At 65.3% G+C, this 16,551-nt stretch carries 9 protein-coding genes and 1 tRNA gene; 8 read left to right on the top strand and 2 right to left on the bottom strand.

From position 1 onward, the window contains the following. Positions 1 to 114 precede the first annotated feature (114 nt). The 8 genes from argH to J7548_RS00820 all read left to right on the top strand — a co-directional run bounded on the left by argH (position 115) and on the right by J7548_RS00820 (position 8,326). Positions 115 to 1,509: an argininosuccinate lyase gene (gene argH, locus J7548_RS00855; protein WP_290969069.1), complete on the top strand. Its 1,395-nt coding sequence runs from the start codon at positions 115 to 117 to the stop codon at positions 1,507 to 1,509. Between the two features lie 298 nt (positions 1,510 to 1,807). Further along, positions 1,808 to 2,965, top strand: coding sequence for an ABC transporter substrate-binding protein (locus J7548_RS00850; protein ID WP_290969066.1), 1,158 nt, complete (start codon positions 1,808 to 1,810; stop codon positions 2,963 to 2,965). A gap of 255 nt (positions 2,966 to 3,220) precedes the next feature. Next, a complete protein-coding gene (locus tag J7548_RS00845) occupies positions 3,221 to 4,102 on the top strand; it encodes a branched-chain amino acid ABC transporter permease (protein WP_290969063.1) in 882 nt (293 codons plus the stop codon). A 4-nt stretch (positions 4,103 to 4,106) separates the two neighbouring features. Further along, positions 4,107 to 4,985, top strand: coding sequence for a branched-chain amino acid ABC transporter permease (locus J7548_RS00840; protein ID WP_290969061.1), 879 nt, complete (start codon positions 4,107 to 4,109; stop codon positions 4,983 to 4,985). Continuing rightward, the gene (locus tag J7548_RS00835) at positions 4,985 to 5,746 is read left to right on the top strand and encodes an ABC transporter ATP-binding protein (RefSeq protein ID WP_290969058.1); all 762 of its coding nucleotides are present in this window, start codon (positions 4,985 to 4,987) and stop codon (positions 5,744 to 5,746) included. The genes J7548_RS00840 and J7548_RS00835 overlap by 1 nt, the downstream gene beginning before the upstream one ends. After that, complete coding sequence (locus J7548_RS00830) at positions 5,743 to 6,489, top strand: ABC transporter ATP-binding protein (protein ID WP_290969053.1); 747 nt, start codon at positions 5,743 to 5,745, stop codon at positions 6,487 to 6,489. The genes J7548_RS00835 and J7548_RS00830 overlap by 4 nt, the downstream gene beginning before the upstream one ends. 198 nt (positions 6,490 to 6,687) lie before the next feature. Then, complete coding sequence (locus tag J7548_RS00825) at positions 6,688 to 8,103, top strand: DHA2 family efflux MFS transporter permease subunit (RefSeq protein ID WP_290969048.1); 1,416 nt, start codon at positions 6,688 to 6,690, stop codon at positions 8,101 to 8,103. Positions 8,104 to 8,241: 138 nt separating this feature from the next. Next, positions 8,242 to 8,326: transfer RNA gene (locus J7548_RS00820), tRNA-Leu, on the top strand. Positions 8,327 to 8,396: 70 nt separating this feature from the next. Here J7548_RS00820 and pbpC read toward each other — a convergent pair. Together pbpC and J7548_RS00810 are read right to left on the bottom strand one after the other, a co-directional pair. Beyond that, positions 8,397 to 10,604 carry a penicillin-binding protein 1C gene (gene pbpC / locus J7548_RS00815; RefSeq protein ID WP_290969046.1) on the bottom strand — a complete coding sequence of 736 codons (2,208 nt, stop codon included), beginning with the start codon at positions 10,602 to 10,604 and terminating at the stop codon, positions 8,397 to 8,399. A 28-nt stretch (positions 10,605 to 10,632) separates the two neighbouring features. Further along, positions 10,633 to 16,521 (bottom strand): MG2 domain-containing protein, encoded by a 5,889-nt coding sequence (locus J7548_RS00810; protein WP_290969045.1) that lies wholly within the window; start codon positions 16,519 to 16,521, stop codon positions 10,633 to 10,635. Positions 16,522 to 16,551 lie beyond the last annotated feature (30 nt).

The following is a 16,551-nucleotide window of genomic DNA, read 5'->3' as shown; positions in this document are numbered from 1 at the left end:
GAATCCGTTGTCGCAAAGACGGAAAAAGCCGCCTTGTACAGCATTTCCGGCCGCCGCGACGTGGCTTGACGCTGCCGCGCTTGCTATAATCGCCCATTCTCCGGAATTCCCAATATGACAGACCAATTTGCGAAAAAAGGCGAAGCCTGGTCGGCTCGCTTTTCTGAACCCGTCTCCGATCTCGTCAAGCGCTATACCGCATCGGTGTTCTTCGACAACCGCCTGGCCCAGGTCGACATCCAGGGCTCGCTGGCCCATGCCGAAATGCTGGCCCACCAGGGCATCATCAGCGCCGCCGACTACGCTGACATCCAGCGCGGCATGGCGCAGATCAAGGGCGAAATCGACGCCGGCAAGTTCGAATGGCTGCTGGACCTGGAAGACGTCCACCTGAACATCGAAAAACGCCTGACCGAACTGGTCGGCGACGCCGGCAAGCGCCTGCACACCGGCCGCTCGCGCAACGACCAGGTCGCCACCGACATCCGCCTGTACATGCGCGGCGCGGTCGACGACATCATCGGCCTGCTGCGCGAACTGCGCCTGTCCCTGCTGGACCTGGCCGAGCAGCACGCCGACACCATCCTGCCGGGCTTCACCCACATGCAGGTGGCGCAGCCGATCACCTTCGGCCACCACGTGCTGGCCTACGTCGAGATGTTCGGCCGCGACGCCGAGCGCATGGCCGACGCCCGCAAGCGCATCAACCGCCTGCCGCTGGGCGCCGCGGCTCTCGCCGGCACCACCTTCCCGATCGACCGCCTGCGCGTGGCCAAGACCCTGGGCTTCGACGACGTCTGCCGCAACTCGCTGGACGCCGTATCCGACCGCGACTTCGCCATCGAATTCTGCGCGGCCGCCGCGCTGGTGATGACCCACATCTCGCGCATGTCGGAAGAACTGGTGATCTGGATGAGCCCGCGCGTGGGCTTCATCGACATCGCCGACCGCTTCTGCACCGGCTCCTCGATCATGCCGCAGAAGAAGAACCCGGATGTGCCGGAACTGGCGCGCGGCAAGACCGGCCGCGTCAACGGCAACCTGGTTTCGCTGCTGACCCTGATGAAGGGCCAGCCGCTGGCCTACAACAAGGACAACCAGGAAGACAAGGAACCGCTGTTCGACACCGTCGACACCCTGACCGACACGCTGCGCATCTTCGCCGACATGGCGCGCGGCATCAACGTCAAGCCGGAAGCCATGCGCGCCGCCGCGCTGCAGGGCTACGCCACCGCCACCGACCTGGCTGACTACCTGGTCAAGAAGGGCCTGCCCTTCCGCGACGCCCACGAAGCCGTCGCGCATGCGGTGCGTACCTGCGTGGACAAGGGCTGCGACCTGGCCGACCTGTCGCTGGACGAACTGCGCGCCTTCTCGCCGCTGGTCGGCGAGGATGTCTTCGAGGTACTGACGCTGGAAGGTTCGGTCGCCGCCCGCGACCACATCGGCGGCACCGCGCCCAAGCAGGTGCGCGCGGCCATCGCGCATATCCGCAACGAATTGAAGTAAGTGAAGTAAGCACCACCCGCCGTTCCTCAGGGAGCGGTCATTCGCATGCCGTATCGATGTGCCCTACCCGGGCCCATCGGTGCGGGTTGTAAAAGCCGGCGCGCGTATTTTGGGATATGCTGTGCCCGGCTGTATCGAAAGAGGCCGCAAAACGGTCTTCAGAGGATGGAGCACAAGTCCCGTTATCCCGGGCGCCTTTTGCATCATCCTCGATGAAGGAATCGCTGTAGGAACCCGCGCCGGGCTGCACGGGAGACGACAGCCGGTTTCTACAATATCTAACTGAGGAGAGAACTCGATGCAAATCAATACCATGCTCAAGACCATTCCCGCGCTGCTGCTGGGCGCCACCCTGTCGCAAGGCGTCATGGCCGCCGACATCAAGCTGGGCGTCGCCGAAGCGCTGACCGGCCCGGCCGCCAAGTATGGCGTGGCCATCAAGAACGGCTTCACGCTGGCCGCCGAGGAAGTCAACGCCCGTGGCGGCGTCAACGGCAACAAGCTGGCGCTGGTCATCGAAGACGAACAGGGCAAGAAAGAAGAAGCCATCAACGTCTTCAAGAAACTGATTTTCCAGGACAAGGTGCTGGCGGTGTTCGGCCCCACCCTGTCCAACTCGGCCTTCGCCGCCGACCCGATCGCCAACGCCGCCAAGGTCGTGGCGTTCGGCACCAGCAACACCGCTGACGGCATCACCGCGATGGGCCCGTTCACCTTCCGCAACTCCGTGATGGAAGCCGACGTGCTGCCGGTCACCGTCAAGGCCGCCGTGAAGCACTTCGGCATCAAGAAGGTCGCCGTGATCTACGGTAACGACGACGCCTTCACCAAGTCCGGCTACGACGTCTTCAAGGCCACGCTGGAACAGCAGAAGATCCCGACCACCACCACCGAGGCCTATGCCAAGGGCGACGTCGACTTCAAGGCGCAGCTGACCAAGATCAAGGCCGGCAACCCGGACGCCATCGTGTGCTCCTGCCTGGCCGAGGAAGCCGCCAACATCATCCTGCAGACCCGCGCGCTGGGCATGAAGCAGCCGTTCATCGGCGGCAACGGCCTGAACTCGCCGAAGCTGTTCGAGATCGCCAAGGACGCCGGCGACAACACCCTGATGGGCAGCCCCTGGTCGTCGGAAAACCTGACCCCGGCCAACAAGGCCTTCATCGCGGCCTACAAGGCCAAGTTCGGCTCCGATCCCGACCAGTTCGCAGCGCAAGCGTATGACGCCCTGTACATCATGGCCGATGCGCTGAAGAACGTGAAGCTGACCGGCAACCTGGCCAACGACCGCGACGCCGTGCGCAAGGCGCTGCCATCGGTGAAGATCGACGGCGCGACCGGCAAGTTCGCCTTCCGTCCCGCTCCGGCCGTGGCCGGCAAGCAAGTCGGCTTCGACGCCGACCAGGAAGCGATCGTCAACATCGCCAAGGGCGGCAAGTTCGTCCTGCTGAAGTAAGGCAATTCAGTAATAGCAGCGAAGCTCTCCTGAGGTGCAGTACCGCATGGCCGGCCCGGTGCCGGCCATGCGCGTAACGACCGACGCGCCTGGGAGCGCCGGCCGCCAATCCGGCCAAACCAGACAAAGCGGAAACCAGACAGGCCCGGCGACAAGCGAGGGCCGCACTTCCGACGTAACGAGGGATACGTCGCCACCGCTCCCGATGAGACAGGCGCGGTGAAGAACACCCTCCCATTACCTATCGCAGGCTCTATGTTAGAACAACAGCTCATCAATGCCCTCTCGCTGGGCAGCGTGTATGCGCTCTTCGCACTCGGCTTCACGCTGGTCTTCGGCGTGCTGGGCGTGATCAACCTTTCGCACGGCGCGATCTTCATGCTGGGCAGCTACGCCGCCCTGCTGCTGGTCGAGCAGATGGCGCTGCCGCTGTGGCTGGCGCTGATCCTGGCCATGGTAGCCACCGGCCTGCTCGGCCTGGTGATCGACGTGCTGGTCCTGAAGCCCTTGCGCAAACGCAATGCGCCGCACCTGATTCCGATGATCGCCACCATCGGCGTGGCCATCATGATCACCAACATCTCGCAAGGCCTGTTCGGCGCCGAGAACAAGCGCTTCCCGGTCGGCACCATCCCCGAGGAAAGCGTCAGCCTGGGCAGCCTGCATATCACCGCCGTACAAGTCGCCATCGTGGTGATCGCCTTCGTGCTGATGGTGGTACTGCTGGCAGTGATGCGCAAGACGCAGCTCGGCCGCGCGCTGCGCGCCATCGCCGAGTCGCCCAAGGCGGCCTACCTGCTGGGCATCAACGTCGAAGGCCTGTTCCTGCTGACCTCGTTCGCGGCCGCCGCGCTGGGCGGCGCCGCCGGCGTGCTGGTGGGCGTGTCGTTCAACGCGATCTCGCCCTTCATGGGCCAGCCGATGCTGCACAAGGGCATCGCCGTGATCATCCTGGGCGGCATGGGCGACATCCGCGGCGCGATGATCGGCGGCCTGTTCCTCGGTTTCGCCGAGGTGCTGACGGTGGCCTATATCTCGAGCGACTTCCGCGACGCGGTGGCCTTCGGCCTCCTGTTCCTGATCCTGCTGGTCAAGCCGTCCGGCATGTTTGGCAAAGTGCTGGAAAGAAAGGCATAAGACCATGAGCTTTATGGAATGGTGGGATGGCTTCTGGGCCACCTACAACACAGTCATTTTCAGCATCGGCGTCAACGCCATGCTGGCCCTGTCGATCTACGTGACGCTGTCGTGCGGCCTGCTGTCGCTGGCCAACGCCGCCTTCATGGGCATCGGCGCCTACACCGCGTCGCTGCTGACGATGCAGTTCGAGCTGCCCTTCCCTGTCGCGCTGGCGGCCGGCGGCGTACTGCCTTCGCTGGTGGCATTGGTGATCGGCATTCCGACCCTGCGTCTCTCCGGCGTCTACCTCGCGATGGCGACGCTGGGCTTCGGCGAAGTGGTGCGCGTGATCGTGCTCAACCTGGAGATCACCGGCGGCCCGATGGGCCTGAACGGCGTGCCGCCGCTGACCGAGTGGTGGCATATCGTGCTGCTGCTGGGCGTGACCATCTATTGCCTGGCGCGCCTGCGCCGTTCCAAGACCGGCCGCGCCTTCGAGGCGATCAAGGAAGACGAGGTGGCGGCGCGCCTGATGGGCGTGAACGTGGCCGGCTACAAGCTGCTGGCCTTCGTCATCGGCGCGGCCATTGCCGGCGTGGCCGGCGGCCTGAACGCGCACTACACCTTCACCATCGGCCCCAACAACTACGGCTTCGAGAACGCGGTCGACATCCTGACCATGGCGGTCTTCGGCGGCACCAGCAACCTGATCGGCCCGATGATCGGCTCGACCATCCTGTCGCTGCTGCCCGAAGTGCTGCGCCACTTCAAGGACTTCCGCCTGGCCATCAACGGCCTGATCCTGATCCTGGTGGTGCTGTACCTGCCCAAGGGCATCTGGGACCCGCGCCGCATCCGCGCGCTGCTGGGCCGCAACGCCGCTGACAAGAAGGTGAAGTAATGCTCTTAGAACTCAAGCAGATCAGCAAGAACTTCGGCGGCCTGCAGGTGCTGCAAGGCGTCGACTTCAATGTCCGCGAAGGCGAGATCTTCGGCCTGATCGGCCCCAACGGCGCCGGCAAGACCACCGTCTTCAACCTCATCACCGGCCTGTTGCGCGCCTCCTCCGGCAGCATCGGCTTCAACGGCGAGGACATCGGCGAGGTCGCCCCGCACAAGATCACCGAACGCGGCATCGCGCGCACCTTCCAGAACATCCGCGTGTTCAAGGAAATGACGCTGCTGGAAAACGTGGTGGTCGGCATGCACGAACACCTGAACTACGGCGTGGCCGGCATGCTGTTCAACCTGGGCGGTTTCCGCAAGGCGGAGAAGGAAGCGCGCGAGCGCGCGCTGGAACTGCTGTCGTGGGTCAAGCTGGACCACAAGGCGCACATGCTGGCCGACAGCCTCTCCTACGGCGAGCAGCGCAAGCTGGAATTCGCCCGCGCGCTGGCGACCCGCCCCAAGCTGCTGTTGCTGGACGAACCGGTGGCCGGCATGAACCCGGCGGAAAAGACCGAACTGATGGCCGAGATCGTCAACATCAAAGAGCGCGGCTTCACGATCTTCATGATCGAGCACGACATGCGCTTCGTGATGGGCCTGTGCGAGCGCATCGCCGTGCTCAACTTCGGCAAGATCATCGCCGAAGGCACGCCGGACCAGATCAAGAACAACCAGGAAGTGATCGAGGCCTACCTCGGCAAGGAAGAAGCATGAGCCAGACAGGATCCCAACAACCCATCCTGCAGGTGGAAGACCTGGCCGTCGCCTACGGACATATCGAGGCGGTCAAGGGCATCAGCCTGACCTTGAACGAAGGCGAGATCACCGCCCTGGTCGGCGCCAACGGCGCCGGCAAGAGCACCTCGCTGCTGGCCATCTCCGGCCTGGTGAAGGCACAACGCGGCCGCGTGCTGTACAGAGGAGAAAAAAACGAGGGCGAAGACCTCGTACAGATGTCGCCGCACAAGATCGTCGAATCCGGCGTGGTGCAGGTGGCAGAAGGCCGTGCCACCTTGACCACGCTGACGGTCGAGGAAAACCTCGCGCTGGGCGCCTATACCCGCAAGGACAAGGACGGCGTGGCGCGCGACCTGGAGTGGGTGTATTCGCTGTTCCCGGTGCTGAAGAACCGCGCCGCCGGCCTGGCCGGCAACCTCTCCGGCGGCGAGCAGCAGATGCTGGCGATCGGCCGCGCGCTGATGGCCAAGCCCAAGGTCCTGCTGCTGGACGAACCGTCGATGGGCCTGGCCCCGCTGATCATCCAGGAAATCTTCCGCATCGTGCAGGAGATCAACAAGACCGGCATGACGGTGCTGCTGGTGGAACAGAACGTGCGCCAGGCGCTGCGCATCGCCCAACGCGGCTACGTGCTGGAGACCGGCAAGATCGTGCTGCAAGATACCGGCGCCAACCTGCTGGGCAATCCGAAGGTGGTGGAGGCGTATCTGGGCGGCTGAGCTTGCCCATCCCTTCCCGGAAAAAACGGCGGCCCTTGCGGTCGCCGTTTTTTTTCGGGCTGCGACTGGAGGCGCCGATTGTAGTAAAGTGGGCCGCCTGAACGGCGACGAACCTCTCGCCCCCGATGCAATCCATTGTCCAAACAAGACTTGGCGCCGCATCAGTGCAATGGCGCCTCCCTCGACAGGAACGCTCCCATGACGCATGACATCGACGAACGCAAACGCTGGATCGCCCTGACCGTGCTCTGCCTTGGCGTGCTGATGATCGTGCTGGACACGACCATCGTGAACGTCGCGCTGCCCTCCATCCGCAGCGACCTCGGCTTTACCGAAACCTCGCTGGTGTGGGTGGTCAACGCCTACATGCTGACCTTCGGCGGTTTCCTCCTGTTGGGCGGGCGGCTGGGCGACCTGTACGGGCAGCGCAAGCTGTTCCTGCTGGGAATTGCGCTGTTCACGCTGGCCTCGACCGCGTGCGGACTGGCGAATTCGCAAGTGCTGCTGGTGACGGCGCGCGCCGTGCAGGGATTCGGCGGCGCGCTGGTGTCGGCGGTGTCGCTGTCGCTCATCATGAATTTGTTCACCTCGCCCGAAGACCGTGCCAAGGCCATGGGCATCTACGGCTTCGTGGCCGCCGGCGGCGGCACCATCGGCGTGCTGCTGGGCGGACTGCTGACCAGCGCCTTCAACTGGCACTGGATTTTCCTGGTCAACCTGCCGATCGGCGTGGCGGTGTATGCCGCATGCGTGGCGCTCCTGCCCGCGGACAAGCCGGCTGCCGAACGCCCCAGACTGGATGTGGCGGGCGCCATCACCGTGACCGCATCGCTGATGCTGGCGGTCTATACCGTCGTGCATGGCAACGAAGCCGGCTGGACATCGGCGCAAACGCTGATCCAGTTGGCCATCGCGCTCCTGCTGGCCATCGTGTTCCTGGCCATCGAAGCGCGCGTCCCGCATCCGCTCATGCCGCTGCGCATGCTGGCGTTGCGCAATGTGGCGACCGCCAACGTGGTGGGCGTACTGTGGGCGGCCTCGCTGTTTGCCTGGTCCTTCATCTCGGCGCTGTATCTCCAGCGCATACTGAACTACAGCGCCATGCAGGTCGGACTGGCTTTCCTGCCGGCCTGCCTCCCGATGGCGGCGCTTTCGCTGGGGCTGTCGGCCAAGCTGGTGATGCGCTTCGGCATCCGCCTGCCATTGGCGGTGGGGTTGCTGGGAGCCGCGGCCGGGCTGGCGCTGTTCGCGCGTGTGCCGGTCGACGGCAGCTTCATGGCAGATGTGTTCCCAGGCATGCTGCTGATCGGCCTGGGCGCGGGCGTGGCATTCAATCCAGTGCTGCTGGCGGCGATGAGCGACGTCGCCGTCGAGGAATCGGGCCTGGCATCCGGCATCGTCAATACTTCGTTCATGATGGGCGGCGCGCTCGGCCTTGCCATCCTGGCCAGCCTGGCCGCGAGCAGCACCGCCGGGCTGGCTGTCGCGGGAGCAGATGCCGTTACCGCGCTCAATGGCGGTTATCGCCTTGCTTTCCTGTTGGGTGCCTTGACGGCGACACTGGCCGCAGTGCTGGCTGGCGCCTTCGTGCGTACGCGCCTCACCTCATCGTGAAGCCCTGATATGTATATCGTTTAGCCTGTTCCGCAAAAAATCCGTAAAAAATTCAAATTAGCTGTTGACCACCTACTCAATTACCCTTAATATGCAGCCTCTTTCAAGCACAGCAGCTTCAACGCTCTGCCTGACAAGGCCCACGTGGCGGAATTGGTAGACGCGCATGGTTCAGGTCCATGTGCCGCGAGGTGTGGGGGTTCGAGTCCCTCCGTGGGCACCAAAACATAAAAGGTCGATTGATGAAAATCAATCGGCCTTTTGCGTTTTGGGCGGTCTTATTGTCGGCCCCTTTATTTCTTCTTCGCCTTTTCCTGCGGCCGCTCCACGGCGCCGCGCACTTCAAACCGGATGCTGTCCAGCTCCGTTCCCGACTTGTCCTGCAGCGCGAGCACATGCTTGCCGGGCCACGGCATCCAGTCATACGCCAGTTCTTCTCCTGTATCCGCCGATACCACCCGGCCTGCACGCATGACGGCATCCGGCATCACCTTCCCATCCAGCACCCAACGGCTGCCGGCCGGTGTACCTTGTGCGCGGAAGCGGATACGCTGACGCGCCGGAGGAATATCCGGATCCAATGCGGCCAGCATGCCGGCGGTGGGATACGTGATGGCGGGCCGGATTTCGCGCGCGCGGGCAATGCGGATGTCGGACTGCGCGGTGCCCGGCAAGAAGTATTCGGTGCGGGCCGCTTCCACATCGCCCTCGTAGCGGATCGAACGCATCGCCACACTCGCAGGCTTGGCAGGCGCCGCATCCGGACGGCGCGCGTGCAGGTATTGCATTACCTCCTGCCACACCGGCGCCGCGCCGGTCACGCCGGACACATCCCACATCGGCGCGCCAGAGGCATTGCCGACCCACACCCCGACCGTGTAACGCGCCGAATAGCCGACGCACCAGTTGTCGCGCATGTCCTTCGACGTGCCGGTCTTGACCGCAGTCCAGATCCGTGTGGACAGCGCATTCTCCAAACCGAAGGTACGCGCGCGGGCGCTGCGGTCGGCGAGGATGTCGCCGATGATGAACGAGGCCGCGGGATCCATCACCTGGGTGAAACGCACCGCCGCCCTGCCCTCGTCGAGCCGGGTGCGCAGTGTCGAATAGCGCCCCTGGTTGGCCAGCGCCCGATAGGCATTGGCGAGATTGGCCAGCGTCACATCGGCACTGCCCAGCGCCAGGCTGTAGCCGTAATAGTCCCCGCTTTCGCGCAAATTGAAACCCAGCGACTGCAAGCGCTGGAAGAAGCGTTCCGGCGTCACCATCACCAGCGTGCGCACGGCCGGGATGTTGAGCGAGGAACCCAGCGCGGTGCGCAGGCTGACCAGCCCCTTGAACTGCTTGTCGTAGTTCTGCGGAATGTAGAGCCCCGCCGAGGTGGCGAGGTTGACCGGCGAATCGTCCAGCAGCGAGGCCGCGGTCATCCATTTCTTTTCGATCGCCAGTTCGTACAGGAAAGGCTTCAGGGTAGAGCCGGCCTGGCGCTGCGACACCACGCCGTCGACATTGGCCGCCGACGACAGCGCGCTGCCGCTGGAGCCGACCCAGGCCAGCACCTCGCCGCTGGCGTTGTCGATGACGATCACCGCGCCGTCTTCGATATTGCGCTCGACGAGGCCGGCCAATTGCCGGCGCAAGGCTTGCGAGGCGAAGCGCTGCAGGTCGGCGTCCAGCGTCGAGCGCAGGCGCTGGCCGGGTTGCGTGAGCAGCTTGCGCGCAAGATGGGGCGCCAGTTGCGGCGCATCGCTGGCGCCCGGCAGGTCGCGGCGGCCGGCGGCGCGCGCCAGCGCCAGTTCGGTCGCGCCGTCCAGCCCGTTGCATTGCTCCGGCGCGCGCTCTTCCTTCAGGATGGCGCAGGCGCGCTCGAATACGCGGCGCGGCGAGGCGTTGGGCGCGCGGATCAGCGCCACGGCTATGGCCGCCTCGCTCTGGTTGAGGCCGCTCGGATGCTTGCCGAACATCACGCGCGACAACGCATGCACGCCGACCAGTTCGCCGCGGAACGCCACCATGTTGAGATAAGCCTCAAGGATCTGATCCTTGCGCCATGAACGCTCCAGCGACTGTGCGACAAAGGCCTGGGACACCTTCTGCGTGACGCTGCGCGCGGACGATTTGCGGCGTAAGCCCTCGTCCATCAGCCCGGCCAGTTGCATGGTGATGGTGGAAGCGCCGCGCGTGCGCGTGTGCCACAGGTTGCCCCAGGCAGAAGCGGCCACCGCGCTCCAGTCGATCCCGCTGTGCTGGTAGAAGCGCCGGTCTTCCGAGGCGATCAACGCATTGCGCAGCGCCGGCGATACGTCTTCCAGCCCGACCCAGGCCAGCTTGCGCTCGTCCATGTTGACGCGCTGCTGCTGCAGCAGCTCGCCATGGCGGTCGTAGAGGCTGGCCTCGGACGGCATGAAATCCCGCTTGACGTCGGCGAAGCCGGGCACCGCATGCGCGGCCGCAGGCGCCAGCAAGGCGGCCAACAGCAGCCGTGCCAGCTTGCGTCCCATTGCGCATCGTATCGACATCCCTGCTCCCTTATTGCGCGGCCTTGACCACGACCTTGCGGTTCGGGACTTCACCGAACATTTCCGGCGCATACAGGGCCTCGACCCGCGTTGGCGGCAGGTTGAATTCGCCGGCGTTGTTCAGGCGCACCGTGTAGCTGACGCTGGTGCGGCCCTTGGGCATGGATTCGTAATAGGCGCGATAACCTTCGAAGCTGCGTTCCTCATACGCCAGCCAGCCCAGGCCGCGATCGCGCGGCTTGTCCTCCTGCCCCTGGGCGATGGCCGAATCGCGGCCCAGGCCGGAACCCAGCAAGGTCGCGCCACCCGGTATCGGGTCGGTGACCACTACCCAGGTCATATCCGTCTGGGCGTCGATCTCCAGCGTCACCCGCAGCACATCGCCGCGGGTGTAGCTGCCGGCCTGCTTCTGCTCAACCGCTTCGACCTTGCGCGTGATCCGGTAGCCGCTGGAGAACGGCTGCGCCAGCGGCACCGCCGCCAGGCTCTGCAGCGTCACCCACGGCTTGCCGCTGCCGTCCTGGGTGAAGCGCACCGCCGCGCTGGCGCCGCCGGCCTTGGGCCACGGCAGTTGCAGCTTGCCGCCGCCGGCCGCGCCGCTCCATGCCTGGTCCTGGGTCGCCACCGTGGTGCCGCCTTGCTCCAGGCTGGCGCGGGTAGTGCCGCCGACCGGTTCGCTTTCAAACTTGCGCGCGAATTTCTCCAGCGCCAGGCGGCCCCAGACGTTGGCGGTGGTGGTGTTCCAGTGGCCGCGCTGCTGGCGTCCGATCGCGCCGGCCACCAGGCGTGGCATGTCATCGCGCCAGGCCGGGTTGTTCAGTTCCAGCAGGATCAGGCGGTTGGCGTTGGCGTCGCCGCCGCTCATCAGCCACCACCAGTAATCGCCTTCCTCGTTGGAGAAGCCCATGCGCGTGCCCTGGAAATTCAGGCGCGCGCGCAGGATCTGTTCGGCTTCGTCGAGCTTCTTCTGGCGCTCGGGAATGGCCGATACACGCTGCAGCAGCGCGATCCAGTCCAGCAGGCCGGAAGTCGGCCACTGGTTGGGATTGATCTGCAGCGATCCCAGCATGGCCGGCTGCACGCGGTTGTAGCGAGACAGCGCCTCCAGCGCGGCCAGCTTGCGCACGTCCAGGTCCTTTTGCGGCGACCAGAAATCGCGCGTGACGCGGCCCTCGACGAAGTTCGCCAAACCCTCCAGCATCTTGTCGCGGCTTTGCTGCGGGATCGCATAGCCGGCCTCGCTGGTGACCGCCAGCAGGTAGGCCGTCAGCGTATCGCTGCCGCGCCGCGCACCGCTGTCGGAAGGCGGGAAGTAATACGCCAGGCCATCGCCGTCGAGATAGGTCGGCAGGTCGGCGGCGATCTTCTGCCAGCCGGCCTCGTCGCGCAGGCCGATGGCCTTGGAGGTTTTCTGCTCCAGGCAAGAGAACGGGTAGTCGGCGAAGTAGCGCGTCAAGCCTTCGGTGCCGCCAGCCAAGCTGGGCTTGAGCGCCATCGCCAGGCCGCCGCGCCCGGGCAGGCTGCCGGCGGGCTGGGCGACGCTGATCGCCGCGCTCTTGTCGAGCTGGAACAGCGTAGCCTGCTGCACCGTGACCGGCACCGCCGGCAGCACGCGCTGGCTGAACTTCATCGCATCCCTGGCGTTTTGCCCGCCCTGCTCCTGCGCGGCGATTTCCCAGGCCAGTTGCGCTATGCCTTCCGGCACCTGCACCGGCCACGCCACTTCGGCCGACTGCCCGGCGGCCACTGCCACCACGCGTTCCGGCAGGGTCAGCACGACCGCCGGCAGGTTGCCTTGGGCGCGTGCCGTGACCTTGATTTTCATGTCATGCGTGGTGGTGTTGCGCAGCGTGACCGTGCCGTTGAAGCTGTCGCCCTCGCGCACCAGCGGCGGCAAGCCGGAGATGACCTGCACGTCCTGGGTCGAGCGGATGCTGACGCTGCCGGTGCCGAAGTAGTTGGCGCCGCTTTCAGCGATGGCGACGATGCGGAACGAGGTCAGTGCATCGTTCAACGGCACCTCAAGCTGGGCGCGCCCTTCCGCATCCAGCGTCACATTCGGCTTCCACAGCAGCAGCGTGTCGAACAGTTCGCGCGTGGGTGCCCTGCCACCGCCGCCGCCCGCCGGAGTGGCCTTCTTGCCGTAATGGCGCTTGCCGACCACCTGCATCTGCGCGGTCGAGGTTTCCACGCCATAGCTGCGCCGCTGCAGCATCGCATGTAGCACATCCCAACTGCCGTTGGGCTGCAGTTCGAGCAGTGCTTCATCCACCGCCGCCAGCGCGAATTCGGCGCCGGCCGCCGGCTTGCCGTCGGGCAGCTTGACCTGCACCGTCACCTTGGCCGTGGCGCGGATCGGATAGGTCGGCTTGTCGGCGCTCACCGCCACCTGCAATTTATGTCCGGCTTCGCCGACGTTGATCTCGGCGATGCCGAACTTCCAGGCCGGCTTGGAGAGGTCGACGATGGGACCCGGCGCCTGGTATTCGCGGAATTCATGCCACCAGTTGATCGGTTCCTTCCAGCCCCACTGGAAGAAGGAATACCACGGCACTTCACGCATGCGGCCGCGCACGGCCAGCACCGAGACATAGACGTTGGGCCCGTACTCGGCCTTCACCGGCACCGAAATGGTCGGATCCTGCCCCGACAGTTGCACCACCTGCGTATCGATCACGCCTTCGCGCTCCACCGCCACCAGCGCACTGGCGTAGCGGAACGGCATGCGCACCTGGAACTTGGCGGTGTCGCCGGGCTGGTAGTTCTTCTTCTCCGGCAGGATGTCGATGCGGTCCTGGTTCTCGCCTTCGAACCACAGCTCGCCGCGGCCGGTCACCCACACCGAGGAATACGCCGAAGCGGCATTGCCGCGCGCATCCTTGGCCGAGGCGATCAAGTCGACATTGCCCGGCTCCGACAATTCGGTGTCGCACAGGAACATGCCGTGCGCATCGCTCTTGCCCGAACACAGCTTGCCGAGGTCTTGCGTGCTCTGGTCGTTTTCATAGGCATAGAAACCGCCGACCATGCGCTTGCGGTGCGAATTGGTCTTGCGCGCGATGGCGCGGATCTCGACCGGCACGTTGGCCTGCGGCCGGCCGGCGGTGTCCAGCGTCACCGCCGTCAGCGTCAGCTTCTTCTTCACCGAAATCCAGTTGCCGGCGCGCAGGCCGACCACCACGCCCGACGGCCACAGCGGCGTGACGCTGGAGATAGTCTGCACCTCGCCGTTGGGATCGTTGTAGGTCATCTCGGTCAGCAGTTCCTGCGGCCGCGTGGATGCCGGCAGCCGGGCGATCACGGCGCGCCCGGCGCCGTTCTTGTCGAGCGTGACGGGCAGCTTGTCGGCCACGATCTTCTGGTCGTCGGCATTGCTGTTGTCATCGGCGCGCGGCGGGTCGAAGGAGAAGCCGTCATAGCCGGCTATGCTGACGCCGCGTGCGCGTACCAGGCTGGACACGCTCACGTTCTGGCCGGCCGCGCCGCCGCCGTTGATGTAGTTCAGTTGCAGGTCGAGCGGCAATTCCTTGATGGCGACCTGCGCCCCCTTGGGCGGCGTGATGCGTCCCTGCATCAGCGGCAGGCGGAATTCCTCGACGCGGAAGCTGCCGGTGTAATAGGCGCGGCGTCCGCCATCCCATCCGCGCTCGCCGTCGGCCTGGTCGTTGTCGGCATCCTGGTTGCTGGCATTGGCATTGACCTTGCCTTGGTCCAGCACCACTTCATAGATGCCGAGCTTGGCCTGCCTGGGCAAGGCGAACACCGTCTCGGCGCTCTTGAGCCCGCGCCAGGACAGCGGGAACTGGTATTCCTGGCCGCTGCCCTGGTGGGTGATGCGCACGCGCGTAGGCAAGTCTTCCTTGCGCAGCGTGCCGAAGCCTTGCATGGTTTCGCTGCGGATCACGTGCTTCATCGACACCGTTTCGCCGGCGCGGAACAGCGTGCGGTCGAAGATGGTGGTGGCGCGCGTGGTGGCGACCTTGCCCGTTTCGGTCGGCAGGTTGAAACGCCAGGACTCGATGCCGTCGTTCCACGAGCTCAGCGCGAAGGCCATGTCGGCCCGGCCCTTCTCGTCGGTCTTGCGCGCGCTGACGAACAGGCCGTTGATGCTGTCGGCATTCGCTTCGTTATAAGGCCGGCTGGCACAGGCGTCTTCCAGCGGCGGCATGGCGGCCACGCCGTTGGCGTCGGTCTTGCCTTGCCAGAGCTGCGTGCCTTCGCAGTTCGATACGCGCACATCGGCGCCGGCGACCGGCTTGGCATTATCCAGCCGGGTCACCCAGACGGCGCCGTTGGCGCGGCCCAGCTTGACATGGACGGCGAGGTTGGTCACCAGCGCGCTGGTGCGCACATACATCGGCTGCGGCTTGCCCAGCAGCGATGCGCCGAGCTTTTGCGACTCCAGTTCGACCACGTAGAAGCCCGGATCCGGCAGCGGGATGCCGACCACTTCGAAAGGCCACACGCCCTCCTTGGCCTCCTTCAGCGGCGGCAGGTCCAGCTTCTTCACGCCCGGTTCCTTCTGCAGCAGGCTGATGCTGCGCGAATCGACCTTCTTCGGATTGCCCCATTTCTCGTGGTACTTGTTCAGGCGGGTCAGCCAGGCAATGATGCCCTTGTCGCCGTCGACCTTGAGGTCGGCCACCTTGCCGGGCATGGCGCGGCCGTCCGCGCCCCGCACCTGCAAACCGGCTTCGACGCGGCGCAGGGTCACCGGCAGGGCCGGATCGGCATTGAGTTCGATGATGCCGAATGGCGCCGCCGGGAATTTGGCCAATGGCGGGAAGTCGGCCAGCGCCGACTTCAGCGGGAAGGAGCCGGCATTACCCAGCGGGCGGCCATCCTCATCCTGGAAACCGGACGGCAGCGTGATCGTGAATTCGGACTTTTCCGGGAACGGCGGCTTGAAGCTGAGATCGTGGACGGTCTCGCCCTGCTCGTTCGGATTCAGGGCGGGCTTGATCTTGCCGGTGCTGGTGTTCATCACGATCTGCTCGGCCAGCTTGCGCGGCACCGGCGCCGAGAACGACAGCGTCACCGGCAGGATGGGCGAGCAGGCGGCATTGGCGTTCTCGCGCTGGCAACTGATGCTGGCCGTGAACTCGCTGCGCACCTGGAACTTGAACACCTGCGGCTGCGCGGTCACGATGGACGGCGCATTGGCGGCGGCGATGCCGCGGTCCCACACCAGCTTCACATGGGCGTCGCTGGGCAGGCGTTGCTGGCATTGCACGGTGGTGACCGAGGCGGGGTCGATATTCTTGGCGAACTCCTTGAGCAAGGCCTTGCGGTCGCCCTCGGCCAACTGCTTGACCGGGATGCGCTCATTGATGCCTTCGGCTTCGCAATACAGGTGCTCGCGCACCGAGGCCGCCGTGGCCGCGCCGTTCTGGAACAGGATGAACGCCTGGTCTTCGGCGATACGCGATCCGGCATAGGGTTCCATGCGCATCACGGCCGGACCGCCGGTGCTGAAACGGAAGCTGGCCTTGCCGCCGACGGGATTGCCGACCGCCGAGCGGGTGCCGGTGCGCAGGCTGAAGCCGCAGCTTGTGCCGGGCGGCAGGTCGCGCTCGAAGTCGAAGATCCAGTTCTTGTCGTCGGCCCAGCGCGAACTGCCGGCCACCGGGCAATCGACATCGAAGGGCGAAGCGGCCTTGGGGTCGCCGAACTTGACCATCGCCTCCGAAAAGCGCGCCCGCACCTGGCGGATGCGCGCCACTTCGCCTTGCGGCGAAAAAGCGGCGACACTGGCGTTGGCCGCGACTGCGGTCGAAGGCGCCAGCGCGATGCAGGCCAAAGCACTCAGTGCCAGGAAGCTTGCGTCGCATACCTTGCGCAGCACCTGCTTTGTTCTGATATTCCAGCCTGCGGCCATACCGGCCTCCGTTTGCTTCATCTTGTTCTCCGGGTCGATCTTGTAGTGGTC

This window comes from Herbaspirillum sp., from assembly GCF_017744395.1.
Taxonomy (GTDB): domain Bacteria; phylum Pseudomonadota; class Gammaproteobacteria; order Burkholderiales; family Burkholderiaceae_D; genus Herbaspirillum.
Note: the sequence above shows the minus strand (reverse complement) of the source record. Positions and strands in the feature narration are given on the sequence as shown.

Bases quoted from the DNA above. Each gene is read 5' to 3' on its own strand.
- J7548_RS00825 (WP_290969048.1), top strand. From the start codon at position 6,688: ATGACGCATGACATCGACGAACGCAAACGCTGGATCGCCCTGACCGTG.
- J7548_RS00810 (WP_290969045.1), bottom strand. From the start codon at position 16,521: ATGAAGCAAACGGAGGCCGGTATGGCCGCAGGCTGGAATATCAGAACA.
- J7548_RS00835 (WP_290969058.1), top strand. From the start codon at position 4,985: ATGCTCTTAGAACTCAAGCAGATCAGCAAGAACTTCGGCGGCCTGCAG.
- J7548_RS00850 (WP_290969066.1), top strand. From the start codon at position 1,808: ATGCAAATCAATACCATGCTCAAGACCATTCCCGCGCTGCTGCTGGGC.
- argH (WP_290969069.1), top strand. From the start codon at position 115: ATGACAGACCAATTTGCGAAAAAAGGCGAAGCCTGGTCGGCTCGCTTT.
- J7548_RS00845 (WP_290969063.1), top strand. From the start codon at position 3,221: ATGTTAGAACAACAGCTCATCAATGCCCTCTCGCTGGGCAGCGTGTAT.
- J7548_RS00830 (WP_290969053.1), top strand. From the start codon at position 5,743: ATGAGCCAGACAGGATCCCAACAACCCATCCTGCAGGTGGAAGACCTG.
- J7548_RS00840 (WP_290969061.1), top strand. From the start codon at position 4,107: ATGAGCTTTATGGAATGGTGGGATGGCTTCTGGGCCACCTACAACACA.
- pbpC (WP_290969046.1), bottom strand. From the start codon at position 10,604: ATGGGACGCAAGCTGGCACGGCTGCTGTTGGCCGCCTTGCTGGCGCCT.